The 25,563-nt window shown below is 74.7% G+C and carries 21 protein-coding genes; 11 read left to right on the top strand and 10 right to left on the bottom strand.

Translation table 11 applies throughout. The features are described 5' to 3' along the window. The first annotated feature begins 177 nt into the window (after positions 1 to 177). The gene (locus tag PUR61_RS39605; protein WP_329884780.1) at positions 178 to 936 is read left to right on the top strand and encodes a hypothetical protein; all 759 of its coding nucleotides are present in this window, start codon (positions 178 to 180) and stop codon (positions 934 to 936) included. Between the two features lie 99 nt (positions 937 to 1,035). On the opposite strand, the gene PUR61_RS39600 is transcribed toward PUR61_RS39605, so the two are convergent. Next, positions 1,036 to 3,765 carry an ATP-binding SpoIIE family protein phosphatase gene (locus tag PUR61_RS39600; RefSeq protein WP_329884779.1) on the bottom strand — a complete coding sequence of 910 codons (2,730 nt, stop codon included), beginning with the start codon at positions 3,763 to 3,765 and terminating at the stop codon, positions 1,036 to 1,038. Positions 3,766 to 4,104: 339 nt separating this feature from the next. Here PUR61_RS39600 and PUR61_RS39595 point away from each other — a divergent pair, with 339 nt between their 5' ends. The 4 genes from PUR61_RS39595 to PUR61_RS39580 all read left to right on the top strand — a co-directional run bounded on the left by PUR61_RS39595 (position 4,105) and on the right by PUR61_RS39580 (position 9,479). Continuing rightward, on the top strand, positions 4,105 to 5,271 hold the full coding sequence (locus PUR61_RS39595) for a rhodanese-like domain-containing protein (protein WP_329884778.1): 1,167 nt from the start codon (positions 4,105 to 4,107) through the stop codon (positions 5,269 to 5,271). A 127-nt stretch (positions 5,272 to 5,398) separates the two neighbouring features. Next, positions 5,399 to 6,067, top strand: coding sequence for a DUF5819 family protein (locus PUR61_RS39590; RefSeq protein ID WP_329884777.1), 669 nt, complete (start codon positions 5,399 to 5,401; stop codon positions 6,065 to 6,067). Beyond that, positions 6,064 to 7,326 carry an HTTM domain-containing protein gene (locus tag PUR61_RS39585; RefSeq protein WP_329884776.1) on the top strand — a complete coding sequence of 421 codons (1,263 nt, stop codon included), beginning with the start codon at positions 6,064 to 6,066 and terminating at the stop codon, positions 7,324 to 7,326. Before PUR61_RS39590 ends, PUR61_RS39585 begins: the two co-directional genes overlap by 4 nt. A 5-nt stretch (positions 7,327 to 7,331) precedes the next feature. Continuing rightward, a complete protein-coding gene (locus tag PUR61_RS39580; RefSeq protein ID WP_329884775.1) occupies positions 7,332 to 9,479 on the top strand; it encodes an FUSC family protein in 2,148 nt (715 codons plus the stop codon). 47 nt (positions 9,480 to 9,526) lie between these two features. On the opposite strand, the gene PUR61_RS39575 is transcribed toward PUR61_RS39580, so the two are convergent. Then, positions 9,527 to 10,180 carry a hypothetical protein gene (locus PUR61_RS39575; protein ID WP_329884774.1) on the bottom strand — a complete coding sequence of 218 codons (654 nt, stop codon included), beginning with the start codon at positions 10,178 to 10,180 and terminating at the stop codon, positions 9,527 to 9,529. Positions 10,181 to 10,284: 104 nt separating this feature from the next. Between PUR61_RS39575 and PUR61_RS39570 the strand changes: the two genes are divergently transcribed. Then, a complete protein-coding gene (locus tag PUR61_RS39570; protein WP_329884773.1) occupies positions 10,285 to 10,950 on the top strand; it encodes a helix-turn-helix domain-containing protein in 666 nt (221 codons plus the stop codon). A 5-nt stretch (positions 10,951 to 10,955) separates the two neighbouring features. Then, positions 10,956 to 11,741, top strand: coding sequence for a TrmH family RNA methyltransferase (locus PUR61_RS39565; protein WP_329884772.1), 786 nt, complete (start codon positions 10,956 to 10,958; stop codon positions 11,739 to 11,741). Between the two features lie 69 nt (positions 11,742 to 11,810). Here PUR61_RS39565 and PUR61_RS39560 read toward each other — a convergent pair whose 3' ends face one another. The 4 genes from PUR61_RS39560 to PUR61_RS39545 form a co-directional block, all read right to left on the bottom strand. Next, on the bottom strand, positions 11,811 to 13,184 hold the full coding sequence (locus tag PUR61_RS39560) for a peptidoglycan-binding protein (protein ID WP_329884771.1): 1,374 nt from the start codon (positions 13,182 to 13,184) through the stop codon (positions 11,811 to 11,813). 230 nt (positions 13,185 to 13,414) lie between these two features. After that, positions 13,415 to 14,332 carry a pyridoxamine 5'-phosphate oxidase family protein gene (locus PUR61_RS39555; protein ID WP_329884770.1) on the bottom strand — a complete coding sequence of 306 codons (918 nt, stop codon included), beginning with the start codon at positions 14,330 to 14,332 and terminating at the stop codon, positions 13,415 to 13,417. Between the two features lie 32 nt (positions 14,333 to 14,364). After that, on the bottom strand, positions 14,365 to 14,832 hold the full coding sequence (locus tag PUR61_RS39550) for a VOC family protein (RefSeq protein ID WP_329884769.1): 468 nt from the start codon (positions 14,830 to 14,832) through the stop codon (positions 14,365 to 14,367). A gap of 192 nt (positions 14,833 to 15,024) precedes the next feature. Continuing rightward, a complete protein-coding gene (locus PUR61_RS39545) occupies positions 15,025 to 16,047 on the bottom strand; it encodes a hypothetical protein (protein WP_329884768.1) in 1,023 nt (340 codons plus the stop codon). Positions 16,048 to 16,388: 341 nt separating this feature from the next. Here PUR61_RS39545 and PUR61_RS39540 point away from each other — a divergent pair, with 341 nt between their 5' ends. Continuing rightward, the gene (locus PUR61_RS39540) at positions 16,389 to 16,955 is read left to right on the top strand and encodes a CGNR zinc finger domain-containing protein (protein WP_329884767.1); all 567 of its coding nucleotides are present in this window, start codon (positions 16,389 to 16,391) and stop codon (positions 16,953 to 16,955) included. Between the two features lie 145 nt (positions 16,956 to 17,100). On the opposite strand, the gene PUR61_RS39535 is transcribed toward PUR61_RS39540, so the two are convergent. From PUR61_RS39535 to PUR61_RS39525, 3 genes are all read right to left on the bottom strand, one after another. Beyond that, complete coding sequence (locus PUR61_RS39535; protein WP_329884766.1) at positions 17,101 to 18,600, bottom strand: FAD-dependent monooxygenase; 1,500 nt, start codon at positions 18,598 to 18,600, stop codon at positions 17,101 to 17,103. A 223-nt stretch (positions 18,601 to 18,823) separates the two neighbouring features. After that, a complete protein-coding gene (gene paaN, locus PUR61_RS39530; RefSeq protein WP_329884765.1) occupies positions 18,824 to 20,524 on the bottom strand; it encodes a phenylacetic acid degradation protein PaaN in 1,701 nt (566 codons plus the stop codon). Positions 20,525 to 20,700: 176 nt separating this feature from the next. Next, on the bottom strand, positions 20,701 to 21,969 hold the full coding sequence (locus tag PUR61_RS39525) for a hypothetical protein (RefSeq protein ID WP_329884764.1): 1,269 nt from the start codon (positions 21,967 to 21,969) through the stop codon (positions 20,701 to 20,703). A 128-nt stretch (positions 21,970 to 22,097) separates the two neighbouring features. Here PUR61_RS39525 and PUR61_RS39520 point away from each other — a divergent pair, with 128 nt between their 5' ends. Then, a complete protein-coding gene (locus PUR61_RS39520; protein WP_329884763.1) occupies positions 22,098 to 22,685 on the top strand; it encodes a TetR/AcrR family transcriptional regulator in 588 nt (195 codons plus the stop codon). A 62-nt stretch (positions 22,686 to 22,747) separates the two neighbouring features. Here PUR61_RS39520 and PUR61_RS39515 read toward each other — a convergent pair whose 3' ends face one another. Then, positions 22,748 to 23,209: an Lrp/AsnC family transcriptional regulator gene (locus tag PUR61_RS39515; protein WP_329884762.1), complete on the bottom strand. Its 462-nt coding sequence runs from the start codon at positions 23,207 to 23,209 to the stop codon at positions 22,748 to 22,750. A 149-nt stretch (positions 23,210 to 23,358) separates the two neighbouring features. Between PUR61_RS39515 and pdhA the strand changes: the two genes are divergently transcribed. Next, positions 23,359 to 24,498: a pyruvate dehydrogenase (acetyl-transferring) E1 component subunit alpha gene (gene pdhA, locus PUR61_RS39510; protein ID WP_329884761.1), complete on the top strand. Its 1,140-nt coding sequence runs from the start codon at positions 23,359 to 23,361 to the stop codon at positions 24,496 to 24,498. A 98-nt stretch (positions 24,499 to 24,596) separates the two neighbouring features. After that, positions 24,597 to 25,559 carry an alpha-ketoacid dehydrogenase subunit beta gene (locus tag PUR61_RS39505; protein WP_329884996.1) on the top strand — a complete coding sequence of 321 codons (963 nt, stop codon included), beginning with the start codon at positions 24,597 to 24,599 and terminating at the stop codon, positions 25,557 to 25,559. Positions 25,560 to 25,563 lie beyond the last annotated feature (4 nt).

Here is a 25,563-nt window from a genome sequence, read left to right as displayed (position 1 = left end):
GGGGGATTTCGGGGTGAGCCCTCCCCCCTGAGGATGACCTCGGTCCACATTGATGCCGATGTGGATTCCTTAACCGGCTTCTAATGTGGGGGTAGCCGGGGAAACGTTCCCGGCTTCGGGGATATGGAGACGGTAGTGAATCAGAGGGCCCACGCGGGGGGCGTGCGAAAGGGGCCGGTGGCAATTGCCAGAGAGGCCGCTGTCGCCGAGTGGGGAACGCTGTTCGGGATCGTCCGGGAACGGGTGGTGCGGAAGAAGTTCGCAGCCGTCCCGCTGGCCACCGCGGCGACCTGCCTGATCCTGCTGTTCAGCATCGTCCAGCACCTTCCGGGCGGGGAGCGGTTCGTCACCCAGATCGGGGTGGTGAAGGCCGCGCTGCCGCTGGAGGTCTCGCTGCTGCGCACTCCGCTGTCGCTGTACGTGCCGGCCCTGGACCTGCCGGTCTGGGGGGCGCTGGCCCAGGTCTTCCTCGTCTTCGGCATCGCCGAGATCGTGCTCGGCCGGCGGCTGACCCTGGTGGTGGCCTACACCTGCACCCTGGCCGGGACGCTGTTCGCCCGGGTCGGGGTGGCGATCGGACCGGAGCACGTCTTCGGCTTCCCGAAGTGGGTCGCGCACGTGCGGGACACCGGTCCGTCGGCGGCCGTGGTGGCGCTGGCGATCTGCATCGCCTTCCGCAGCCGGGCCTGGTTCACCGCCGGTCTGGTGGTGGCACTGATGGTCGGGGAGGCGGTCGTGCTGCCGAACCTGGCCGGTCTGGAGCACGTGGTCGCGGTGATAGCGGCGCTGCTGATCGCCGTCTCGGTGGAGGTGTTCGGGGACTTCTGGCCGCGGGTGCTGGCCGGGGTCGGGGCGGCGGCCGTGGTGGCCGCGGCGGCCTCGATCGAGGTCGCCAACGAGGCCAGGCGCCGGGCGCCGGTCCGGGCCGTGCCGTAGCCCGGACCCGGGCACCGGGTCCGGACGGGCACGAGCCGGCGGACGGACGGGCACGGTGCCCGCGACCGGGGGGCACTGCGCCGAGCGGTCCGGGCGACCCTAGTGCGGCGGCGGGGGCAGGGGCAGCTCGAACCAGACGACCTTGCCGACCGCCTTGCGGGCGGTGCCCCAGCGTTCGGCGAGCTTGGTGACCAGGGTCAGTCCGCGGCCGGTCTCGCCGAGCTGTTCGGCGGGCTCCAGCGAGGGCAGGTTGTGGTTGTCGTCGCTGACCTCGACCAGCAGCTTGTCCACCCGGATCAGCTGGAGCTGGACGCGGTCCCGGGCCACCCGGACGGCGTTGGTCACCAGCTCGCTAACCAGGAGTTCGGTGGTGTCGCTGAGCGCCCCCAGGTGCCAGCCGGCCAGCTGCTCGCGGACCAGGGCGCGGGCCCGGCGGACCTCGCGCTGGTCGACGGTGAGGTCCCAGGTGGCGACCTCGCTCGGGGCCACCCCGTCGAACCGGGCGACCAACAGGGCGACGTCGTCCTTCCGGTCGTCCGAGTGGAGCCGGTCCAGCACCACGTCGCACGCCTGCTCGGGGCTCTGCCGGGGGTCGATCAGGTTGCCGCAGAGCGCGGCCAGCCCGGCCCCTATGTCGCCGCCCCGGACCTCGACCAGGCCGTCGGTGCACAGCACCAGCATCGACCCGTCCGAGACGTCGATGGTCTTGGCGACGAACGGCACGCCGCCGACGCCGATCGGGGCGCCGGCCGGGATCTCCAGCAGCTCGCCGGTGCCGTCCGGGTGGACCAGGACCGGCGGGACGTGGCCGGCGCTGGCCAGCTCGCAGGTCCGGTTGATGGGGTCGTAGACCGCGTACAGGCAGGTGGCGAGATGGTCGTCGCCGAGCTTGTGGGCCAGGTTGTCCAGGTGGCGCAGGAGCTGCCCGGGCGGCAGGTCGAGGGCGGCCAGGGTCTGCATCGCGGTGCGGAAGCGGCCCATCGCGGCGGCCGAGTGCAGGCCGTGGCCCATCACGTCGCCGACCACCAGGGCGACCCGGCTGCCGGGCAGCTGGATCGCGTCGAACCAGTCGCCGCCGACCTCCGCGCGGGAGTCGCCGGGCAGGTAGCGGTGGGCGATCTGGACGCCGGGGATCTGCGGCGGGCGGGTCGGGATCATCGACCGCTGCAGGGTGGTGGCGACCCGCGACTCGGCCCGGTGCAGCCGGGCGTTGTCCAGCGAGAGCGCGGCCCGGGCGGCCAGCTCCTTGAGGGTGGCGGCGTCGCCCTCGTCGAAGGGGTCGCGGTCGGGCAGCCGGAGCAGTTTGAGGATGCCGAGCACGGTGCCCCGGGCGGAGAGCGGCACCACCAGCATGGAGCGGCCCGAGACCACGGAGGCGAGCCGGGGGCCGCCGAGCGCGGCGGCGTAGTCGACCGCGACGTCCCGGGTGACCACCGGGACCAGGACCGGCTGGTTGAGCTGGAGGGCCATGCCGGGCGGCGTGCGGCGGGGCATGGCCACCAGCGCGCCCTCGGCGAGCACGTGGTCCCACTCGCCGACGGACTCGTTGCAGGCCAGGGCGACCCGGCGGAGCATCGTGTCGTCGTCGGGGCGGGCGGCCGGCAGTTCGGAGTCGGAGATCAGGCCGTCGACCAGGTCGACGCAGGCGAAGTCGGCGACCCGGGGGACGAGGACCTGGCAGAGCTCGTGGGCGGTGAAGCCGAGGTCGAGGGTGGTACCGACCTTGCCGCCGACTTCGTTGAGCAGGGCCAGCTGCTCGCCCGCCTGGCCGTTGGTGAGGAACGCGCCGAACCGGCCGGTCGGGGCCACGGGGGTGGTCACGGGTACGGCTCCGGGGACCGGGACGGGTGCGGTGGGTGGTGCGGTGGGCTCGCCCGGGGGGAGCCGGCGCCCGGGGGCGGACGACTCGACGGCGGACGACCCGACAGCGGTCTGCTCGATGGCGGTGGTTCCTCTCGGCGGGGCCGGGACGGTGGCCGGTGCGGCGGGCGCGGCGGTGCCGGCCTGGGGCGCTCCGGTCTGGGAGGTGGCGGTGGCGCCGGCGGTGGTCGGGGCGGCCTCGCGCTGGCCGGGCAGCGGGCCGGCCGGGCGGCGGCCGGGTGCGGGCTGCTCGGGCTGCGGCGGCGGGCCGAGCCGGGTGGCCCGTTGTTGCGCGGTCGGATAGCGCCGACCGATCCCGGCGGCGGCGTGGGCGGTGCCGGCCGCCGGGTCGGCGGGCCGGACCGGCAGCACGCCGGTCGGGTCGGGCCGCAGGGCCGGCAGGCCGCCCCGGGACAGCGCGACCAGCAGCGGCCCGCGGCGCTCGGCCGAACCGGGCAGCAGCGCGGCGAAGGGTGCGGGGACCGGCCGGCCGGGGGCGGTCAGCGCGGCGGAGATCCGGTGGAAGCCGCCGCGGGCGGCGGGGGCGGCGGCGAACGGCAGCAGCCGCTCGCCGAGCGCCAGCCGGGGGCCGGCCGAGCGCAGCGGGCGGGCGTCGGCGGCCAGCGCCAGCAGTCCGCCGACGGGTCCGTCCACGGGGTAGGCCCACCAGAGCACGTCGCGCAGCCGCCCCTCGCGGTCGACCACGGGCAGCTGCCCGGCCCAGGCGGTCCCGGTGGCGGTCAGCTCGGCGAGGGTGTCGAAGGCGTCCCGGCGGCGGGCCGGCGGGATCCCGGCCCCGGCCGGAGCGGGGACGCTGCGCGGTTCGGCGGCGGGCAGCAGGCCGGTGGCGGGGCGGTCGTGGACGACCTCCGCGCGGTGTCCGAACAGTTCCTCGGCCGCCCGGCTCCACTGGGTGATCCGGCCGCTCCGGTCGACCAGCACGAGGGCGAGCCGCACCAGGGCGACCACCCCTGACGGCTGGTCACCCGGTGTGGTTCCGGGCCCCGTTTCGGTACCCGCCGGACGCGATGTGGAGTTGGGCTCGTCCACCATGGATTGGGTCTGCTCCCGCCTGGCCGCCACGCCTGGAGACGGCCGATTCTCCGGAGGAAGGCATGCTGTGCGGATACCAGCGAAGCACGGACGGGCCGGGACTCGATAGCGAAACGGGGAGATTCCTCGGTATCAGTTGCGTGTCACGTGGCGTGCGCCGGTCCGCACTCCCCGTCCACCCCGCCGGTGCACCGCACGCGGGGGGTAGGGTCGCAGGACGGGACGGAACCACCCAGGACGAGACAGAGGCGAGAAGTGACCGCGCAGAGCCCCGTCCGCTGGACGGATCCGGAGCAGCAGGAGCTGGAGGAGCGGGTCGCCGCCGCCGAACTCGCCTGGCTGACCATGGACGTCGACGTGCAGACCCTGCGGGTCGAGATCGACAACTTCGCGCTGATCCATCACCAGCTGCTCGGCCCGCTGTACGCCCGGCTGGACGAGCTGGACGCGCTGGTCGCCGAGGCCCTGGCCGCCCGCACCGGTCTTCCGGAGGACCTCAGGCAGGCCGCCGAGGCACGCCGGAGGGTGGACGAACTCCCCGACCTGGACGCGCTGTTCGACACCGTGCGGGAACAGGAGGACGCCCCGCCGCCGCCGGCCGCACCGGCCCGGGTCCGGCCCGGTCGGGACGCCCAGCGGGTCTACCGGGAGCTGGTCCGCCGGGCCCACCCGGACCTCACCACCGACCCGGCCGAGCAGGAGCTCCGGGCCGCCTTCCTGATCCGGGTCAACGAGGCGTACGCGTTCGGTGACACCGGTGCGCTGGAGGCGCTGGCCGCCGAGTGGTCCACCGCCCCCGAGGCGGCTCCGGCCGTCGACTCCCCCGACCGGCTCGGCTGGCTGCGCCTCCGCCTGGAGTGGCTCACCGGCCGGATCGGCGGGCTCGCCGCCGAGCAGGTGCGGCTGGAGCGGACCGCGATGGGAGAGCTGCTGGCGCTCGCCCCGCAGGATCCGGACCGGCTGCTGGAGGAGCTGGCCGAGCAGCTGCTGGCCAAGGCCGCCGCCCAGCAGGCCGAGCTGGAGCGGCTGCTCGGTGCCCCGGCGACGGTGGGGGACAATGGCGGAGCCGATCCCGACGCCCAGGAGAACCAGACGATGTTCGCGCAGATCCCCACCATCGACGCCGCCGCCGTCCCCGCCGACGCCGCCCTGCTGGATGTCCGTGAGCAGGACGAGTGGGACGCCGGGCACGTGGACGGTGCGCTGCACATCCCGATCGGCGAGGTCGTGGCGCGGATCGGTGAGCTTCCGGACGGGAAGCTGTACGTGCTCTGCAGGGTCGGCGGGCGCTCCGCGCAGGTCGTCCAGTACCTGGTGCAGAACGGCCGGGACGCGGTCAACGTCGACGGCGGCATGTACGCCTGGGACGGCGCGGGCCGTCCGATGGTGAGCAGCGGCGGGCAGCAGGCCTTCGTCCTGTAGCGGGCGACCCGGGGGTCCCCCGCGGATTCCGGTGGTCCGGACGGGCCCGCCGTTCGGGGGAGTAGGGCAGGATGGGCGCGCGACCGGGCCGGCGCGGTGCCGGCCCCACCCTTCCCCGGGGGAGTTCATGGCCGAGAGCGCCGAGAGCACGGACCCGCCGCCCGTCCACCGGGCCTGGTCGGCGCCCGCGCGGGCCGTGCTCGGGACGGCCGCCGTGGTGCTGACCGCCGCCACCGGGCTCTTCCTCGGCGCGGTCTTCCTGCACGTGGCACCGGCCAACTCGCTGTCCCAGCGGTACCGGGACCAGGTCGACGGCCTGGTCTACCCGGAGTTCGAACAGAACTGGAAGCTGTTCGCCCCCAACCCGTTGCAGCAGAACGTCACCGTGGACGCCCGGGCGCGGACGGCAGCGGAGGACGGCGGCGTCCGGACCCACGACTGGGTCGGGCTGACCGCCCGGGACCTCGCGGCGATCCGGGGCAACCCGGCGCCCAGCCACGCCGACCAGAACATGCTCCGTCGCGCCTGGGACTTCTACGACGGCTCGCACAACGCCCAGGACGAGTCGCTCGTCAATCCGCGCGGCCGGCTGGCCGAGGAGTACCTGAAGCGGATCGTGCTGCAGCGGATCGGCCGGAGCGTCGACGGGCGGCCGGTGCTGGAGGTCGAACTGCGGGTGACCACGACGACCGTCCCGCCGCCGGAGTGGAGCGACGAGGCGCCGCCGCCCGCGCCGAAGGTCCGGGAGCTGCCCTGGTGGCCGGTGGGCGACGAGGACGTCCGGGGGCTCGGGTGAACGAGGTCACTCCGGCCGAGGCCGGGGAGCGGCTGCTCGACGGGATCCCCCGCCAGCCCGGTTCGCCGCCGGAGGCCGAACCCGCGGCGCGCCGGCCGGGGCCGGTCCGGCTCGCGGCCCGGGCGTTCGCGGTGTTCACCGGACGGGTGTTCGGGCCGTACCAGGCGGCGACGGTGCGGATCGGCTTCGGGCTGGTCTGGATGGTGTACCTGCTCCGCGAGTGGCCCAACCGGCGGCTGCTGTACGGCGACACCTCGCCCTGGTCACCGGAGCTGGCGGAGCGGCTGCTGGCCGACAACGGGGCGCTGACGGTGCTGCCCTGGTTCGGCGGGCGGCTCTGGTTCGAGCTGGTCTACCACCTGGCGGTGCTGGCCGCGCTGGCGGTGCTGCTGGGCTGGCGGACCAGGGCGAGCACGGTGCTGTTCCTGGTCACCGTGCTCTCGCTGCAGAACCGCAACGTCTTCCTCGGCGACGGGGGCGACAACGTCGTCCACCTGATGGCGGTCTACCTGGTCTTCACCCGCTGCGCGGAGGTCTGGTCGCTGGACGCCCGGCGGGCGGGGTCCGGGCGGACCGGGGTGGCGCTCTGGGCGGTGCTCGGCGTCGTCCTGCTGGTCTGCGGGCTGGGCGGCTTCTCCGGGGAGAGCCTGGCCTGGACGACCGCGACGTTCCCGTACGTCGGATGGGGGCCGGTGTTCTGGGCGCTCTGGGCGGTGGCCGGGCTCTGGTGGCTGGCCGGGCGGCTGGCGCCGGACGGCGAGACGCGGGCGGTGCTGGACGCGCTGGCGACCATGGTGCACAACTGCGCGATGCTGGTGATCGCCGTCGAGGTGGTGCTGATCTACGCCACCGCGGGCTGGTACAAGGTGCAGGGCTCGCGCTGGCAGGACGGCACCGCGCTCTACTACCCGCTCCACCTGGACTACTTCACGCCGTGGCCGGGGCTGTCCGGGCTGGTCGGGTCGGCGCTGCTGCCGGTCTTCCTGATCACCTACGGGACGGTCCTGCTCCAGGTCGCGTTCCCGTTCACGCTGGTCAGCCGGCGGGTCAAGAACACGCTGCTGGTGGTGATGATGGCCGAGCACGTGGGGATCGCGGTGCTGCTCGGGCTCCCGGTGTTCTCGCTGGCGATGATCGCGGCGGACGCGGTCTTCCTGCCGACGGCGGCGTTGCGGTGGGCCGGTCGGCGGGTGGGCCGGACGGTCCGCCGCGTGGGCCGGGTCCCTGGCGGGGAGAAGGGCGCCACTCCCCTAAGCTGACCGTTATGTCCTGGTTCGCCGCCCTTCGAGACACCGCGCGGACCGGACTGACCGTCGACCGGGCGCTCACCGACCCCAAGCGGGCGCTGCGTGGTGCGGTCGCGGTGGCGGCGGTGCTCTTCCCCACCCTGGCCCTGGGCGGGCCGGAGCTGGCCACCTCGGCCGCGATGGGCGCGTTCATCGCCGGGACCGCCACCTTCCAGCGCAGCTTCCGGCCCCGGGCCACGCTCGCCGTCGCCGCCGGGATCGGACTCGGCGTCAGCACCTTCCTCGGCTACCTGGCGGCCGGGGTGCCCGGGGCGTTCCCGGTGCTGCTGGCGGTCTGGGCCTTCGGCGCCGGACTGGCCTGGGCGATCGGGCCGACCGCCGGGGTGGTCGCCGCCAACACCGTCTCGGTGATGCTGATCGTGGTCCAGCTGCCGGTCAGCCCGCTCACCGCGCTCGGACACGGGCTGGTCTGCGCGCTGGGCGGCGTCGCCCAGGCGCTGGTCATCACCGTCTGGCCGATCGGCAGCTGGACCGTCCAGCGGGAGGCGCTCGCCGACACCTACGCCGAACTCGCCGACTACGCGCGCCGGCTGCGCCAGGACCCGACCGCGCACGTCGACCCGGAACCGTTCATGACCGCCCGGCACGCCGCCGCGCTCACCCCCTGGCAGGACCGGAACCGGCCGCCCGAACTGCGCGGCCTGCGCGGGATCGCCGAACGGGTCCGGCCGACCCTGGCGGCGATCGCCGACCCCAAGGTCGGCGCCCCCGAGGAGGGGCCGGAGCGCGACCGGGCCCGCGAGGTGCTGGCCGCCGCCGCCGAGGCGATGGACGCGCTGGCCCGGGCGATCCGCACCGGGGACCCGCTCCAGCTCCCGCGTTCGGCGCCCGCGCTCACCCTCGCCGCCCGGACGGAGGGCCCGGAACTGCGCGGCGCCGCCCGTCGCTCCGCCCGCCGACTGGCCGGGCTGCTCCGCAAGGCCTCCGACACGCTGGACCGGGGCGCCGAGGACACCATCGACACCCCCGTGGTGCAGGCCGGCGGGGCGCTGCGCAAGCCGCCGCTGGTCCGGATGCTGCCCACGGCGCTGCGCGCGGTGCGGCGGCAGTTCCAGCCGCGCTCGGCGGTCTTCCAGCACGCCGTCCGGCTGGCCGGGGTGGTGACCGTCGCCTACCTGCTGGCCCGGCTGGTCGGCTTCGAACACGGCTACTGGGCGCCGATGACGGCCGCGATGGTGATGCGGCCGGACTTCGCGCAGACCTACAGCCGGGGGGTCGCCCGGCTGGCCGGGACCATGGTCGGGGTGGCCGTCTCCACGCTGGTGGTGCAGCTGGCACGCCCCGGCGAGTGGGTGCTGGCCGTCCTCGCGGTGCTCAGCATCGGCGGCGCCTACCTCACCCTGCGCACCGGCTACGCGGTCATCACGGCCTGCATCTCCTCGTACGTGGTGTTCCTGCTCGGGCTGCAGGCCGGGAATCCGCTGACGACCGCCGTCGAGCGGGTCGGGCTGACCCTGCTCGGCGGGTCGGTCGCCCTGCTGGTCTACGCGCTCTTCCCGACCTGGCAGACCGCCCGGCTCGGTGAGCGGCTGGCCGAGTGGCTGGCCGCCGCCGGACGGTACGCGGCCGAGGTGATCGCGGTCTACGAGCGTCCGGCGGCGCCGCGCGGACGGGCCGTCCGCGCGGCACTGCTGGACTCCCGGGAGGCGCGCTCCGAGTTGCTCCAGGCGATGCAGCGGGCCGACGCCGAGCCGGGGCGGCACGCCTCCGGACTGCCCGGGGTGAGCCGTCGCCAGCTGGACCGGGCCCGGGCGGCGGTCGGCCACCTCGGGCGGGTCGCGGTGCTGCTGGAGGCGCACCTGCCCGCGGCCGACGCCGATCCGGTGCCGGGGGCGGCGGAGTTCGCGGAGGAGCTGCAGCTGGCCACGGCGCTGGCGGCGGGCGCGCTGCTGACCGGGCAGCCGGTGGAGTTCGACGCCGTCCGGGAGGCACAGGAGCGGCTGGAGCAGCGGCTCGCCGGGTCGCCCGGCGAGGTGCAGCGGGACGTGCTGCGGACCGGGACCAGGTTGCTGCTCCAGGCGCTGAAGGACCTGGAGCGGGCGCTGCGCGGCGGCGGGACGGCGACCGCGACCGCGCAGCGCGAACCGGAGCCGTCGGGTCGTTAGGCGGGCCCGGCCCTGGTCCGAGGAGGTCCGGGGGGCGGACCCGCCGGTCAGGCCGCCGCGGCGGCCTCCAGCCAGTTGGCGAACTCGCAGGCGAAGTGCCACTGGTGGCCGGTCGACAGCCCGGTCGGGGCCGCGGCCGGGAACTCGACGGTGAGCCGGATCCGCAGGCCCTGCGGGGAGTCGGCGAACTCGTGCATCACCCGCAGCACCTCGGAGCCGTCCGCCAGGTGGCCGGTGCCGCCGATCCGGACCGGGTACGCCGGGGTCGCCGGGGTGGGGCGGAAGCGGAGGAGGAAGCGGAGCGGTCCGTCGCCGACCGTCTCGATGATCTCGACCGTCCCGTCGGCCGAGTCGGCGAGGTAGTGCTCGGGGTTGGCGGCCAGCAGGGCGGCCCGGTCGGGGGCGTGCAGCCGGCCCTGCCACCAGGCGAGGAAGGTCGCGGCGTCGATGCCGGTGGCGGTCAGTTCGGTGACGGCCGCGCGCCACCGCCCGCCGGAGGCGTGCAGCCAGCCGGCCATCGCGGCGTCGGCCGCGGCGGTGTCGGGGGCGAGCAGTTCGCGGGTGCGGTCGTCGCCGAGGCGCTGCTTGAGCAGCCGCAGAGCGGCCCGGGCGCGGTCCAGCTCCCAGGCGAGGACGGCCGCGCGGTCGTGCCCGGTGCCGTCGATGTCGGTGTGGATGGCCGGCGATGAGGTGGTCGTCATGGCGTCGCTCCTCGGAAGGGTGCCCCGCTTAAGCGGAGAGATTTTCTCCGTCTGTCAGGACGGTAGCATAGGGGGAGAGAATCTCTCCGGTTAAGGGGCTGGTGATGAGAGCGGACGCGGAACGCAGTCGGCGCAGGATCCTGGAGGCCGCCTGCGAGGTCTTCCTGGAACGGGGCCCGGACGCTCCGCTGGACGCGGTCGTCCGCCGGGCCGGCGTCGGCCCGGGGACGCTCTACCGGCGCTTCCCCGACCGGGAGGCGCTGGTCAGGGCCCTGGTCGCCGATCTGCTCACCCGGCTCGCCGAGGCGGCCGACCGGGCCCGCGAGGCCGAGGCCGACCCGTACCGCGCGCTGCGCCGCTTCGTGCACGCCGCCGCCGACCTGCGGATGGGGGCGGCGATCGTGGTGCTGCTGGAACGCCTGGTGGTGGACGAGGAGCTGGTCGCCGCCCGGACCGGCGCGGTCGCGGCGGTCGAGGAGCTGCTGCGCGCGGCCCAGGAGGCGGGGCAGCTGCGCACGGATGTCGGGATGGGTGACCTGGTGCTGCTCTGCGTCCGGGTCTCCCGGCCGCTGCCGGGCGGCCTGGCCGTGCTCGACGCCGGGGGCGCGCTGGTCCACCGGCACCTGGACCTGGCGCTGGCCGGGCTGCGGCCGGGCGCGGCCGTCGAGGAGTCTGCGGAGGAGTCCGGTGGGGAGGCCGGTGGGCCGCTCACCTTCGACCAGGTGATCGCCGCCGCGGGACGACCGGGCGAGCCCGGTCCGGCAGAGTGAGCGGCGTGAACGACGAAGAACTGCTGCGCGCCTGGCGGGCCGGCGCCGAGGAACCGGGAACGGTGCTGCTGGACGGGTTCCACCCGTTGAAGCACGCACTGCGGTTCGGCGGCGCCGTCCGGCAGGTGCTGACCGCCGACCGGGCCGCGCTGCTGGCCCTCGCCGCCGAGCTGGCCCCGGACGTCTCCCCCGCGCTGGACGGGCTGGCCGCCGAGCTGCCGGAGAAGACGCTGCGGGGGCTCGCGCCCCGGCTCCACCCGACCGGCGTGATCGCGCTGGCCGCCCGGCCGACCGTCGAGGCGAACCGCGCCGCGCTGGACCGCCGGCCGCGGACGGCACCGGTCGTGCTGCTGGAGGACCCGCGCAACCTGGGCAACGTCGGCGCGGTGATCCGGCTGGCGGCCGGCTTCGGCGCGGCCGGGGTGGTGACCACCGGGGACCTCGACCCCTGGCACCCGGGCGTGCTCCGGGGCAGCGCGGGCCTGCACTTCGCCACCGCCGTCGAGCGGCTGACGCTCCCGGACCTGCCCGCGGGCCCGCTGTACGTGCTGGACCCGGAAGGTGCGGACATCCGGGAGACGGCCTTCCCGGACGACGCGGTGCTCGCCTTCGGCACCGAGCGGCACGGTGTCTCGGCGGGGCTGAAGGCGCGGGCCGACCGGCTGGTCGCGGTGCCGATGCGGCCCGGGGTCTCCAGCTTCAACCTGGCGACCAGCGTGGCGATGGGGCTCTTCCACTGGATGTCGGGGCGCCCGCCCGGTGTTCCCCTGCCGGACGGACGCGCGGTGTGAGCCGGGCCCCCCGGGGGCCGGTCGGCCCCGGTCGGACGGCTCCCGGGGCGGTCCCCGGTCGGGCGGTCCCTAGGAGAAGAGCCGCTTCCAGGTGTCCGGGCCGGGGTAGCCGTCGGCCTCGGCGCCGCGCCAGCCCAGGGACTCCTGGAAGGCCTGGACGTTTCGCCGGTCGGACTCCGTCCAGCGCGGGCCCGGACCCTGCGTGTAGTGGCGGCCGAACCCCTTGCGGACCAGTTGCTCGCCGAGCCGCCGGACGTTGTCGTTGGCGGCGCCCGGCCCGAAAGCGGACCGACCGGGGAAGGGCGGCGCTCCGGCGCCGGTGCCGGGGCCGACCGGCGGCGGCGGGAGCGGGGCGCCGCTGTCGATGTTCCGGCCCTTGGCGTTGACCAGGTAGTCCCAGGTGTCCTTGCCGGGGATGCCGTCGGCCTCGGCGCCGCGCCAGCCCTGGGCGAGCTGGAAGGCCTCGGTGGCCCGCCGGTCCGACTCGCTCCAGCGCGGCCCGGGGCCCGTGCCGTAGAACCGGGCGCCGCCGCGCTGCACCAGCATCTGGCCGAGCCTGGTGACGTACGCGTTGTCCGCGCCGGGGCCGAACTTGTCGGCACCCGGGAAGGCGGTCGAGGAGGAGCCGTCGCTGCTGCCGCCGCCGTTCGTTCCGCCGCTCGTTCCGCCGCCGTCGCCGCCGGGGGAGAGCGCCTTGTAGCGGTACGGGACGTACGAGCCGGAGTTGTTCCAGTAGGCGTACGGCGTGGACCGCTTGGTGGTGCCCGGCGAGGTCTGCTCGTACGCCAGGTAGCGGGTGCGGGTGGAGTCGGTCCAGCCGCCGAAGACGGTCACGTGCGAGCCGGCCTGCGGATGGGCGGGGTTGTTGTAGATCAGGACGTCGCCCGGCTGGAGGTCCGCCTTGGCGATCCGCTCGGCGACGTTCGGCAGCGTCCAGGTGGTCTGGCTGCTGCCCAGGCCCCAGGCCATCGAGACGAAGCCGGAGCAGTCCTGGCGGTAGCCGTCCGACCAGTACCGGCTCATGCTGTACGGGACCTTCTGGTCGACCCAGCGCTGCGCCCGTTCGATGATCTGCGCCCGGGTGACCGGCTGGGCGGCGCGCGGGGCGGAGAGCCCGCGGGTGGACGGGGAGTCGCCGTAGAGGCCGCTGACCTCGCCCTGCGGGGTCTTCGGCTGGGCGGTGGCGGAGCCGCCGGGGGTGGGCGTCGGGGCGGGTGCCGCGGCGGCGCCGGCCGCGCCGCCGCCGAGGGCCGTCCCGACGGCGGCCATCAGCACGGCGGCCCGGCGGCGGACGCTGCGGGCTGCGGCGTGGCCGCCCTCGTGCACCGGTGCGGCGTGCAGTCGGGCGCGGCGGCGGGCGCTGCAGCCCCCGCATATGCAGTCCGCGTCGGGCTCGATCTCGTCGAACTCCAGCAACGGGATCGGTCGGTCGGTGAGGGTCATGCTCCGCCTCTTTCTCCTGGTCGGACTGGTCACCGCTGACGGCGTGACAGGACGGTCCTTCCCAGGGCGACAGCGCGTGTTATCGGGACCAAAGTCCCAAATCGGGCAGCTGGTCGGCGCGGTGGACTGCGCCGGTCGGGTGGCGACCGTTCGGCGGCCCGGGCGTGGCGCGGGTGCGCGGGAGGCGGTAGTGACGGTGCCGACCTGGCGGGCGGTCAGCCGTCGGCGGGTCAGCCCGCGCATCGCGGGTTCGCCGGTGAGTACTCGGGATCGGTCCAGGTCAGCGGGGTGGCGTCGGCCAGTTCGAGGACGTCGGTGACGGTCAGGTCGATCACCCGCTCGGCACCCGGCAGACCGGCCCCGGCGGGGTCGGACCAGTCGGTCCGCGCCTCGCCGGTGACCAGCAGTGCCCCGCCGGTCTCCCAGTCCGGGATCAGCAGTCCGGCGCGCGGGTCGAGCTCCAGGTTGCCCAGGGTCATGAACATGCTGTTGCCCGCGTAGTCGGGCCAGCGCAGCCGGTCCGGTCCGAGCACCCTGAGGAAGCCCGGGTTGCCGCCCCGGTGCGAGGCGTCGACCCGGCCGTCCGGTCCGGCGGTGGCGACGAAGAAGGTGTCCGCGGTGGCCGCCAGCAGCTGCTGGACGGTGCTGAGGGCGGGGCCGCCGGCCACCCTGCGAGGGGCGCCGGCCTCCGGGCGGTCCACCGGGCTGCGGCGCTGGATGTACTTCGGGCAGTTGGCGTAGACCTGGTCGGCGGTGATCACCAGGCCGCCCCGGCCGTCCGGCACGGAGCGGCCGTTCAGCCGCATCCGGCGCCGGGCGGCCGGGTCCAGTGCGACGGTGCCGACCTCGGCCGGGCCGGCCAGGGCACCCGCCAGCGGGTCGTCTCCGGACGGCCGGGCGGCCACCGTCAGGGTCCGCTCGTCGGCGGCCCGGAGGAATCCCGGGGCGCCACTGAGCTGGGTGGCCCAGAGGCGGCCGTCGGCGTCGGCGGCGCCGACCACCAGCATCCGCCGCTCGGTCAGGAACCGGGCGGCCACGGCCGGGACGGTGCTGCCGACGGCGCGTCCGGAGTGGTCGGCCCGGTCCAGCCGGCCGGCCCGTGCCTGGGCGGCCCGTTCGCCGGGGTGGTAGGGCGTGTCCGTGGTCATGCTGTGCCTCCCGGTGCCCGTTCGGTCGAGTCCTAGAAGAAGCCGCAGGTCGGGGCGGACCCGGCGGGAGCCTCGGCGCCGGTCCCGTCGACGCCCTGCGGGGTGTAGATCTCCAGCCGGATGCCGTCCGGGTCGGTGAAGAAGATCCCTCCGGAGGCCGCGCCCTCGCCGTGCGGGACGACGCCGTCGTAGGCGAAGGAGGCGCCCAGTTCGCGCAGCAGCGCCTCGGCGGCACGGACCTCGTCCAGTGAGTCGACCTGGAAGGAGAGGTGGTGCAGGCCGGGGGCGGCGGTGGCGAAGGTGCCCGCGCTCTGCTGCCAGAGGGTGAGCACCGGGCGGCCGTCGCGGCCGAGGAAGGCGAAGCGCTGCTCCGGGCCGGCGCCCTCCTTGAGCAGCTCCAGGCCGAGCACGCGCCGGTAGAAGGTGGTCGAGCGGTCGAGGTCGGTGACGTTCAGACCCACGTGGCCGGTCTGCAGGGTGCTGCTGATGGTGCCGGACATGCCTGGTCACTCCCGTGGTCAGAGCGCCCCGGAGGGCGTGACTTGCTAACCGTTACATACGACGGTAATGGTTAGGTAGGGGATCGTCAACCGTTACTGCCGCATGAAGGGGTTAGGTGGGAGGGGTATGGCTCGTTCATGACAGAGGTGGGAAGGGGTGGAGCGGAGAGCCGGCGCGGAGCGGCGGAGGGGCTACTCCCACTCCCAGCGGATGCCGATGTGGCCCGGCTGCTGGTCGGGGGCGAGCACGTGGGCGCTGGCCGACGCGCCGATCCAGAGCTGCTCGCGGCGGCGGTCGACGTCCGCCCCGGGGTCGCGGTCGTACCGCTCGCAGTGGGCCGGGACCCGCGTCGGGTCGAAGTGCACCTGGAGCACGTACTCGCGCACCGGGGTGGCGAAGCGGCGGCTGTACTCCAGCGTCTCGGCGCCGCCGGACGGGATCTCCACCTCGTACTCGAAGACGGTGCTGTCGCCGAGCCCCAGCGGCCGGTCCAGCATCAGCTCGCCGACGATCAGGCCGGCGTCGGGGCGTCGCCGGACCCGGCCGAGCCGGCCGTGCCGGACCCCGGTGATCTCCGGACAGCCGGTGGCCTCCTCGTCGGCCTTGTGCACGACCAGGCAGCGGGTCACGCCGGCCACCGTCGCCCGGACCACCTGCCGCATCCTCAGCAGGTTGCCGCGCCGGTCGGCGTCCACGTAGTACGAGTCGTGGATCGACAGCCGCTCCAGCTCGCCGGCCGGCGGCGCGTCCAGTTCGGCGAAGACGTCGGCGATCTCCTGCTCGCCCGGCCAGACGTCCTCCAGCCGCAGGTGGCTGGCGTTGGCGTTGGCGGCCCAGCGCCCGCGCGGGCGGGGCGGGCCGAGCAGCGAGGAGAGCGTGGAGTGCGGGAGACCGAGCAGCTCCTCCAGCAGGTGCACCGCGCGCAGCGAGCTGGCCCGCTCGGGCTGGCTGCGACCGCGCCGCCAGTAACTGAGCGTCGTGACGCTGACCCTGACGCCGCGTTGGGCGAGGGCCGCCCGGATCCGGTCCAGGCTGAGGCCGCTGGCCTCGATCGCGAGGTGCAGGGTGTCGGCGAAACCGCCGGTCGGGCTCGGGCGTCCGGCGGACGCGGTGGCGGGCGGTTGGAGGGCAGGCTGAGGGGGCACGGCGGCGGGCACGTCGGGGCGTGGCCCGACCTGTCTCAGCCGTGCGTCCTGGGGGTTCTGTGAGGCCATGCGGTTACTCTCCCCACCGAGCGGGTGCGGCAGAGCCGGATCGGCGCGGGAGTGCGCCGTCAACGGCCTCGCCGAGCTGTGGGGAACCCTATGCACGGTCGAGAGGCTACGTCATCAGTCCTGCGTATGACAGTGGTCACGAGCGGGCGAGCGGAGGGTTGACGATCGCGGAACGGAGCGGAAACAGACCTTCCGGTCCGGTCGGTCGGGGCCGGTCCGGGGCACGGGAACGGGTCCCGGCGGAGCGGCGAGGGCGGGCCCCGACGGACTGCCCCGACGGACCGCCCCGACGGACCGCCCCGACGTAGACTCGTGGACCGGGCGAGAGCGAGGGAGTGCCGATGACGGAGCGGACAGCAGACCCGCGGGACCCGCGACCGCTGCTCGGTGAGCCGCTGGCGCTCGACCTGCTGAACACCCGGTGGGCCGGGACCCCGGTCAACGACCTGCTCGGCGAACCGGACGGCTACGCGATCTGGCTCTCCTCGGCCGGGCTGGCCGGGCGTTGTGCGGCCGACGGGGCCGGACTGGCGGCCGTCCGGGAGGCGCGGGAGGCGCTGGCGGCGGCGGTCCGGGACCTGGACGGGGGCGGCGCCGTGGGGCCGGTGGCCCTGGCGGGACTGGACGCGGTGCTGCGGCACGGCCGGGTCCGGCGGGAGGCCTCGGCGACGGGGGCGCGGGACCGGGTCGAGGTGGACGCGCCGGAGTGGCTGGCGGCCTGGCTCGCGGTCGACGACTTCCTGGTGCTGCTCGGCCAGGGGCCGCAGCGGGTCAAGAAGTGCGCCCACGAGGCGTGCATCCTGCACTTCTTCGACACCTCGCAGAACGGCCGGCGGCGCTGGTGCCGGATGGCGGTGTGCGGGAACCGGGCGAAGGCGGCGCGGCACTACGAGAAGGTGCACCAGTAGGCGAAGGCGCCGCCCGTCCGCGGCCGTGCCCGTCCGCGGCAGTGCCCGTCCGCGGCCGTGCGGGACAGGGGCGGAACAAGGGCGGGGCGGGGCCGGACGGCGGAGGCGGGTGCCGGCCGACCCGGCGCCCGCCTCCGGGGCCGGGTCAGCCGGCCGGGGTGCCGAGCCAGTCGGTGAGGGCGGCGCGGAGCTCGCCGAGGCCCGGGTCGACGGAGGCCCAGGCGGCGTAGCCGTCCGGGCGGATCAGCAGGACGGTGTCGCGCAGCTTGCCGTGCGGGTCGGCCGGGGCGGCGGTGATGACCCGGTCCGCCCACGGCTCGGCGACGGACAGCTCGTCGTTGCTGACCAGCACGAACTTCCCCGCCCGGAGCGCCTCGTAGAGCCGGTCCGGGGCGGCCGGACCACCCTCGCGCGGCGGTTCGAGACCGGTCAGCCGCAGGTCCGGGACGCGCTTGCCGACCAGCGGGTGGGCGTCCTTGGGCGCCGGGTAGGCGATGCCGATGCCGGAGACGGTGCGGGCGCCGCGCTCCGCGACCACGTCGAGGTGGTCGGCGAGCGAGGCCAGCGCGCCGCGCAGGGCCCGGGTGGCCGCGGACTGGGCGAGGGCGAGCCTGATCAGCGCACCGGACGTGCGCAGCACCGCCTTGCCGACCGGGTGCCGCTCGGTCTGGTAGGTGTCGAGCAGCGCGTCGGTGGCCTGGCCCCGGACGGCGGCGGCGAGCTTCCAGGAGAGGTTGGCGGCGTCCTGGATCCCGGTGTTCATGCCCTGGCCGCCGGCCGGCGAGTGGCAGTGGGCCGCGTCACCGGCGAGGAAGACCCGCCCGGAGCGGTAGTTGGGGACCTGCCGTTCGTCGCTGTGGAAGGTGGAGCTCCAGCGGGCGTCGTGCAGGCCGTAGTCCTCGCCGAACGCGCCGAGGGCGACGGCGGCGATCCGGTCGAGTGACGGCGGAGTGCCGTCGGGGTGCTCCTCGGTGCGGTCCCAGGCGATGATCCGGTACCAGCCGTCGCCGAACGGCACCAGGAAGGCGAAGCCGTGCTCGTTCGCGCCGACGGTGACCGCCTCGTCGGGCTCGCGTTCCAGCCGGACGTCCGCCAGCAGGACGGAGTTGACCACGGACTCGCCGGGGAAGGGGATGCCGAGCAGGTCGCGGACGGTGGAGTGGACGCCGTCGGCGCCGACCGCGTAGCGGGCCCGGTGGGTGGTGACGGCGCCGTTCTCCAGCGTCTCGACGGTCACGCCCTCGGCGTCCTGGCGCAGGCCGACCACCTCGGCCCCGCGCAGGACGGTCGCGCCGGCCTTGACCGCCCGGTCGTGCAGCAGCTGTTCGGTCCGGTACTGCGGGGTGATCAGGACGAACGGGAAGCGGCTGGGGAGTTCGCCGAGGTCGACCCGGAACTTGTTGAAGATCTTCAGCGAGGTGAGCGGACGGCCCGTGGCGATGAGGTCGTCGGCGAGGCCGCGGGCGTCGAGGAGTTCGAGGGTCCGGGCGTGCACGGCGAACGCCCGGGTGAGGTTGGACTCGGTGCTGCGCCTCTCCAGCACGGTGACCTTGATCCCGGCGGTGGCGAGGTCCCCGGCCAACAGCAGGCCGGTCGGTCCGGCGCCGACGATCAGGACGTCGGTGACGGTCTGCTTCTCGGTCATGTGTCAGCTCCCGGTGATCGGACAGAGGTTGGACGCCGCGTTCGGCGCGCTTCCGACCTCCATCATCGCGGTCCCGGGGCGGAGCTGTGAATTCTCCGGGCCCCGGAGACGTCCGGGGCCCGGGGGCGGCGCCTACCGCGCCCGGGCCCGGCCCACGTCGGTACCGGCCCGCTCCGCCCCGAACGTCGGGACCGGAGCGGGCCGGTGGCGGGCGAGGTCGCGGTCAGCCGTGGCGGCGGATCTCCACGGTGCGGAACCGCTTGGCGACGAACGCGCCGTCGCAGTAGGCGGAGTTGGCGGCCGGGTTGGCGCCGGTGCCGTGCAGGTCGGAGAAGGCGGCGGTCTGGTTGGCGTACACACCGCCGGTGAGGTTGAGCGAGAGCGAGACGCCGGAGTCGAGTGCGGCCTCGACCAGGGCGGCCTCGACCTCGGGCGAGGTGGTGTAGCCGGCCGCGGTCATCGCGCCCTGGGTGCGGACCGTGTCGCGGAGCAACTCGACGGCGGCGGCGGTGTCCTCGACGGCGACGGCGAACGAGACCGGGCCGAAGCACTCGGTGCGGAAGACCGTCCGGTCGTCCGGCTTGTCGGCGTCGAGCTTGACCAGCGCCGGGGTGCGGACGGTGGCGCCGGGGAACTCCGGCGACTCGACCACGCGCGGGGCGAGTGCGAGCTCGCCGTACTCGCCGCCGGCCGCGGCCACCGTGCGCCGGAGCACGGCGGGGTTGACCACGGCGCCGAGGACGGCGGCGGCGCGGGCGTCGTCGGAGAGCAGGCCCTCGATGGCGGCGGCGAGGTCGGCGACCACCTCGTCGTAGGACTTGGCCCCCTGGTCGGTCCCGATGCCGGTCCGGGGGATCAGCAGGTTCTGCGGGGTGGTGCACATCTGGCCGCTGTAGAGCGAGAGGGAGAACGCCAGGTTGCCCAGCATCCCCTTGTAGTCGTCGGTGGAGTCGACGACCACGGTGTTCACGCCGGCCTTCTCCGTGTAGACCTCGGCCTGCCGGGCGTGCTCCTCCAGCCAGTCGCCGAAGGCCGTGGAGCCGGTGTAGTCGATCAGCTTGATCTCGGGGCGGACGGCGAGCGTCTGGGCGATCGTGCCGCCCTCGTGCTCGACGGCCAGACAGACCAGACCGGCGTCGAAGCCGGCCTCGGTGAGGACCTCGCGGGCGGTCCTGACGGTCAGGGCCAGCGGGAGGACGGCGCGCGGGTGCGGCTTGACCAGCACCGGGTTGCCGGTGGCGAGGGAGGCGAAAAGGCCGGGGTAGCCGTTCCAGGTGGGGAAGGTGTTGCAGCCGATCAGCAGCGCCAGGCCGCGCGGGACGACGGTGAACTCCTTGGTCATCACCAGCGGGTCGCGCTTGCCCTGCGGCTTGGTCCAGCCGGCGCTCTCCGGCAGCCGGGTCTGCTCGGCGTACGCGTAGGCGACCGCCTCCAGACCGCGGTCCTGGGCGTGCGGCCCGCCGGCCTGGAAGGCCATGGCGTACGCCTGGCCGGTGGTGTGCATCACGGCGTTGGCGAACTCGTGCGAGCGGGCGTTGATCCGGGCCAGGATCTCCAGGCAGACGGCGGCCCGGGCGCGCGGGCCGGCGGCGGCCCAGGCCGGGCGGGCCGCGCTCAGTGCGGCGATCAGCGCGTCGGGCTCGGCGTGCGGGTAGCCGATGCCCAGCTCGACGCCGTACGGGGAGGCCTCGCCGCCGACCAGGTCGCCGTCGGCGGGGTGGCCGGGCAGCTCGAACGGCCGGTTGAGCAGTGCCTCGAAGGCGGCCTTGCCGTCCGCGGCGGCGCTCTCGCCGTAGGCCTTCGGGAACTCGGGGTAGGGCGACCAGTAGTCGCGCTTCGCGGCGGCGGCGAGTGCGGCGTCCAGGGTGGCCTGGTGGCGTTCGACGAGCTCGGTGACGACGGGGTGGGTGACCGCTGCGGACATCGTGTGCGCTCCTCAGAGGGGAGGACGGGACACGTCACAGAGTAACCGAACGATCGGTCGGCTCAAGGGGGTGGGCGGAACCGGGTGCGGAAACGCGAGAGGGCGCGTCCGGAGCGGACGCGCCCTCTCGGCCGGAGGACGGACGGTCGGGGACCGCCCGGGTGCCGCGGGCCGGCCTACGGGATGCCCAGCTCGAAGATCACGTACCCGCCGTACCAGCCGGAGGCGATCGCGCCGGTACCGAGCAGCCCGGCCAGCACCGGCCAGCTCAGCTTCCGCATCGCCACGGCGAACGCGATGAGCAGCGGGAAGGCCGGCAGCAGGTAGCGCGAGGTGTTGCCGAAGATGCCCAGGCTGCCGAGCACCGAGACGATGGTGGCCAGGGTGTACGCGGTCAGCACCAGCGGCGGGCGGAGCCGCACCAGCAGCACGATCAGCGCGGGCAGCGAGAGCACGATCAGCGTCGCCAGCATGTCGGCCGTGTGGTAGGCGAACGGGTAGTCGTTGCGGCCCAGCAGCACCCCGCGGACGGCGTTCCAGGTGCCCTGGCCCCAGTCGAAGTAGTGCAGCCAGGCGTCCCGCTGGAGCGTGAAGTAGCCGCCCCAGTCGCCCATCCGCCAGCCGACCCAGCCGACGTAGCCGAGCAGCCCGATCGGGGCCAGCAGCATCGCGGCCAGCGGGCGCAGCACGCCGCTGTCCCGCCGGTACAGCTCGACCAGCGCGGCCAGGCCGACCGCGCCGATCAGTGCCGCCGAGGTCGGCCGGTTGAGGCCGGCGATCAGGGTGAGCACGCCGGCGGCGATCCACTGCTTGGTCATCACGCAGTAGCAGGACCAGGCGGCCAGCGCGATGAACAGGGAGTCCGAGTAGAGCGCCCACTCGGCGCCCGAGCCCGGGGCGATCGCCCAGAGCCCGGCCGCGATCACACCGGCCCGCGGCCCGGCGAGCTTGTCGACCACCGCGTAGATGCCGGCCGCCGCGAACAGTGACGCCACCACCGAGACCAGCATCCCGGCGCCGTACAGGCCGAGGCCGGTGCCGTCCGAGATCAGCCGCATCAGCCCCGGGTAGAGCGGGAAGAACGCGGCCGAGTTCTGCTCGATGGTGAACCCCGGCGTGCCGTTCGGGACGGCCACCAGCGCCGGGTGGTAGCCGAACTGGGCGACCTGCTGGTACCACCAGCCGTCCCAGCTGGCCAGCACGTCCCAGGGGTTGGCGCCCCCGCCGAACCGGGCGTGCTTCTCCAGGTAGTCCCCGGAGAAGGAGAGCAGCTTCATGAAGACGGTGAAGCCGACCAGCTTCAGGACGGCGTAGCACCAGACGGCCGGGCCGAAGCGGAGGACCAGCTCGCGGGCGCGCTCGCGCCAGTCGGTGCCGGGCTCGGTCACCGACTCGTCGCTGCGCTGCTCAGGCACATCGGAGGCGACCGCCGGTATTGCGCTCATCAGACTGGACCCCACCCTGCTCGGCCGTGGACGGATCGTCCGCCGAGTCTAGGGCGTGGTCCTGTCCTTTGGTGTGGACCAGGCCACCCGGGCGCACCCGGGACGGGCCGGGCGGGGATACTCGGGGGATGGCCGATCACACCACGCGCACCGCCTACACCGTGGAGTCCCTGCTCGCGGTGACCGTCGACGTCTTCAACGAGCGCGGCTACGACGGCACGTCGATGGAGGACCTGTCGCGTGCGGCCGGCATCTCCAAGTCGTCGATCTACCACCACGTGCGGGGCAAGGAGGAGCTGCTCCGGCTGGCGGTCGGGCGGGCGCTGGACGGGCTGTCGGCGATCCTGGCGGAGCCGGCCGCGGTGGAGGGGCCGGCGGTCGAGCGCCTGGAGCACGTGGTGCGGCGGACCGCCGAGGTGCTGCTGGAGGAGCTGCCGTACGTCACCCTGCTGCTGCGGGTGCGCGGCAACACGGCCACCGAGCAGTGGGCGCTGGAGCGGCGCCGGGAGTTCGACCACCAGGTGGCCGAGCTGCTGAGGGCCGCCGTCGCGGACGGCGCGCTGCGGGCGGACGTCGAGCCGCGGCTGGCCACCCGGCTGCTGTTCGGCATGATCAACTCGATCGTGGAGTGGTACCGGCCCGGCCTCAAGGGGGCCGACGGGGTCGCGGACGTGGTCGTCCACCTGGCCTTCGACGGCCTGCGCGCCCGCGGCTGAGCCGTACGGCACCTCCGGCCCGGGGCCGGGGGCACCTCCCCGCCCGTGGCCGGGGGCGCCGGTCAGAGCGGCGGTACCTGGTCGGTCTCCTCGAAGACCAGCATGGTGCGGGTGCCGAGCACCTGAGGGATGGACTGGATGCGGTTGAGCACCAGCTCCCGCAGGGCGTGGTTGTCGTCGGTGTGGACCAGCAGCAGCACGTCGAAGTCGCCGCCGACCAGGGCGATGTGCGCGACCCCCGGAAGCGCCAGCAACTGCTCGCGGACCGTGCGCCAGGAGTTCTGCACGATTTTCAGGGTGATGTAGGCGGACGCGCCCTGACCTGCGCGTTCGTGGTCGACGCGGGCCGTGAAGCCGCGAATGACGCCGTCCTCGACCATCCTGGAGATCCGGGCGTACGCATTGGCCCGGGACACGTGCACCCGCTCGGCCACCGAGCGGATCGAGGCGCGACCGTCCTGCTGCAGCAGCCGCAGGATCGCCCGGTCGACCCGGTCGAGTCTGGACGTCTGTTCAGCCGACATGACCCCCCACCCTCAATGATTGGACGCACTGCCACCAGTCGACCGCCACCCGGGCCGATTGTCCACCACCTTGTCACGCTTCTGGTCAAGATGAACAGACGACCGAACAATCGGTAGGGAGCCCCCGCCACCCCTGGAGGTGCCCCGAGATGACCGTTCTCGACCACAGACACCACACGGCGTTGCCCGGCTGGCTGCCCGGGGCCACCGCCCCCCGCACCGACCCGGCCCCGCTCCTCCCGGACCCCTCTCCCGTCCGCGTGCTCGGAACGCCCGCGCTGGAGAAGCACGACCCCGCGCTGCTCCGCGAGCTGTACCGCCGCCTGGTGGTCGGCCGCCGCTACAACCAGCAGGCCACCACCCTCACCAAACAGGGCCGGCTGGCCGTCTACCCGGCCTCCACCGGCCAGGAGGCCTGCCAGGTCGCCGCCGCGCTGGCGCTCGGCGAGCAGGACTGGCTGTTCCCCAGCTACCGGGACACCCTCGCGGTGGTCTCCCGCGGCATCGATCCGCTGGAGGCGCTCACCCTGCTGCGCGGCAACGCCCACACCGGCTACGACCCGCGGGCCGGCCGCACCGCGCCGCTCTGCACGCCGCTCGCCACCCAGGCCCCGCACGCCGTCGGGCTGGCGCACGCCGCACGGCTGAGCGGCGACCCGGTGGTCGCGCTGGCACTGCTCGGCGACGGCGGCACCAGCGAGGGCGACTTCCACGAGGCGCTCAACTTCGCCGCCGTGCTCCAGGCCCCGGTGGTCTTCCTGGTCCAGAACAACGGCTACGCGATCTCCGTGCCGCTCAGCGCCCAGTCCGCCGCCCCGAGCCTGGCCCACAAGGCCGTCGGCTACGGGATGCCCGGCCGGCTGGTCGACGGCAACGACGCACCGGCCGTGTACGGCGTGCTCTCCGAGGCGGTCGAGCGGGCCCGCACCGGCGGCGGACCGACCCTGGTCGAGGCGCTCACCTACCGGGTCGAGGCGCACACCAACGCCGACGACGCCACCCGGTACCGGAACGAGGCCGAGGTCGCCGCCTGGCGGGAGCACGACCCGATCCTGCTGATGGAGCGCTCCCTGCGGGAGCTCGGGGTGCTGGACGACGCCCTGGTGCAGCAGGCGGCCGAGGAGGCGGAGACGCTGGCGGCCCGGATGCGCGCCGAGTTCCACACCGACCCGGAGCTGGACCCGATGTCCCTGTTCACCCACGTCTACGCCGAGCCGACCCCGCAACTGCGCGAGCAGGCGGCGCAGCTGGCCGAGGAGCTGGCCGCCGAGGCCGAGGTGCAGCACTGATGACCTCCCACCTGTCGTCCACCCCCACCCTGGGCGGCGCTGCGGCGCGGCGACCCGCCGGTGTCCCTGACCGCACCACCGGCGTCCGCACCGCGAGCATGGCGCAGGCGCTCAACTCCGCGCTGCGCGACGCCATGCGCGAGGACCCGGCCGTCCACGTGCTCGGCGAGGACGTCGGCGCGCTCGGCGGCGTCTTCCGGATCACCGACGGGCTGGCCGCCGAGTTCGGCCGGGACCGCTGCCTGGACACCCCGCTGGCCGAGGCGGGCATCCTCGGCACCGCCGTCGGCATGGCCATGTACGGGCTGCGCCCGGTGGTCGAGATGCAGTTCGACGCCTTCGCCTACCCGGCGCTGGAGCAGCTGTTCTCGCACGTCGCCAAGATGCGCAACCGCACCGCCGGCCGGCTGCCGCTGCCGATCACCGTCCGGATCCCGTTCGGCGGCGGCATCGGAGGCGTCGAGCACCACAGCGACGCCTCCGAGGCGTACTACGCCGCGACCCCGGGGCTGCACGTGGTCACCCCGGCGACCGTGGCCGATGCGTACGGGCTGCTGCGGGCGTCGATCGCGTCGGACGACCCGGTGGTCTTCCTGGAACCCAAGCGGATGTACTGGGGGAAGGACGGGTTCGACCCGGCCGCTCCGGTCGAGCCGCTCGGGCGGGCCGTCCTGCGGCGCACCGGGACCTCCGCCGTGCTGATCACCTACGGGCCCTCGCTGCCGGTCTGCCTGGAGGCGGCCGAGGTGGCGAGGTCCGAGGGCCGGGACCTCGCGGTGCTCGACCTGCGCACCCTGGTGCCGTTCGACGACGAGACGGTCTGCCGGGTGGTGCGCTCGATCGGCCGGGCCGTGGTGGTGCACGAGGCCGGCGGCTTCGGCGGGACGGGCGCGGAGATCGCCGCCCGGGTCACCGAGCGCTGCTTCCACCACCTGGCCGCACCGGTGCTGCGGGTCACCGGCTTCGACGTCCCGTACCCGCCGCCGATGCTGGAGCACCACCACCTGCCCGGGGTGGACCGGATCCTGGACGCGGTCGCCCGGCTGCAGTGGGAGGACTGAGGAT

The sequence above is a fragment of the Streptomyces sp. BE20 genome (genome assembly GCF_036322525.1).
In the GTDB taxonomy this organism is placed as follows: Bacteria; Actinomycetota; Actinomycetes; order Streptomycetales; family Streptomycetaceae; genus Kitasatospora.
The sequence above is the reverse complement of the archived record's forward strand: the minus strand, read 5'-3'. Positions and strand labels throughout refer to the sequence as shown.

Excerpts from the sequence above, each read along its gene's own strand:
- PUR61_RS39590 (WP_329884777.1), top strand. The coding sequence starts at position 5,399 with ATGGCCGAGAGCGCCGAGAGCACGGACCCGCCGCCCGTCCACCGGGCC.
- PUR61_RS39580 (WP_329884775.1), top strand. The coding sequence starts at position 7,332 with ATGTCCTGGTTCGCCGCCCTTCGAGACACCGCGCGGACCGGACTGACC.
- PUR61_RS39575 (WP_329884774.1), bottom strand. The coding sequence starts at position 10,180 with ATGACGACCACCTCATCGCCGGCCATCCACACCGACATCGACGGCACC.
- PUR61_RS39570 (WP_329884773.1), top strand. The coding sequence starts at position 10,285 with ATGAGAGCGGACGCGGAACGCAGTCGGCGCAGGATCCTGGAGGCCGCC.
- PUR61_RS39560 (WP_329884771.1), bottom strand. The coding sequence starts at position 13,184 with ATGACCCTCACCGACCGACCGATCCCGTTGCTGGAGTTCGACGAGATC.
- PUR61_RS39555 (WP_329884770.1), bottom strand. The coding sequence starts at position 14,332 with ATGACCACGGACACGCCCTACCACCCCGGCGAACGGGCCGCCCAGGCA.
- PUR61_RS39550 (WP_329884769.1), bottom strand. The coding sequence starts at position 14,832 with ATGTCCGGCACCATCAGCAGCACCCTGCAGACCGGCCACGTGGGTCTG.
- PUR61_RS39545 (WP_329884768.1), bottom strand. The coding sequence starts at position 16,047 with ATGGCCTCACAGAACCCCCAGGACGCACGGCTGAGACAGGTCGGGCCA.
- PUR61_RS39540 (WP_329884767.1), top strand. The coding sequence starts at position 16,389 with ATGACGGAGCGGACAGCAGACCCGCGGGACCCGCGACCGCTGCTCGGT.
- PUR61_RS39535 (WP_329884766.1), bottom strand. The coding sequence starts at position 18,600 with ATGACCGAGAAGCAGACCGTCACCGACGTCCTGATCGTCGGCGCCGGA.
- paaN (WP_329884765.1), bottom strand. The coding sequence starts at position 20,524 with ATGTCCGCAGCGGTCACCCACCCCGTCGTCACCGAGCTCGTCGAACGC.
- PUR61_RS39525 (WP_329884764.1), bottom strand. The coding sequence starts at position 21,969 with ATGAGCGCAATACCGGCGGTCGCCTCCGATGTGCCTGAGCAGCGCAGC.
- PUR61_RS39520 (WP_329884763.1), top strand. The coding sequence starts at position 22,098 with ATGGCCGATCACACCACGCGCACCGCCTACACCGTGGAGTCCCTGCTC.
- PUR61_RS39515 (WP_329884762.1), bottom strand. The coding sequence starts at position 23,209 with ATGTCGGCTGAACAGACGTCCAGACTCGACCGGGTCGACCGGGCGATC.
- pdhA (WP_329884761.1), top strand. The coding sequence starts at position 23,359 with ATGACCGTTCTCGACCACAGACACCACACGGCGTTGCCCGGCTGGCTG.
- PUR61_RS39505 (WP_329884996.1), top strand. The coding sequence starts at position 24,597 with ATGGCGCAGGCGCTCAACTCCGCGCTGCGCGACGCCATGCGCGAGGAC.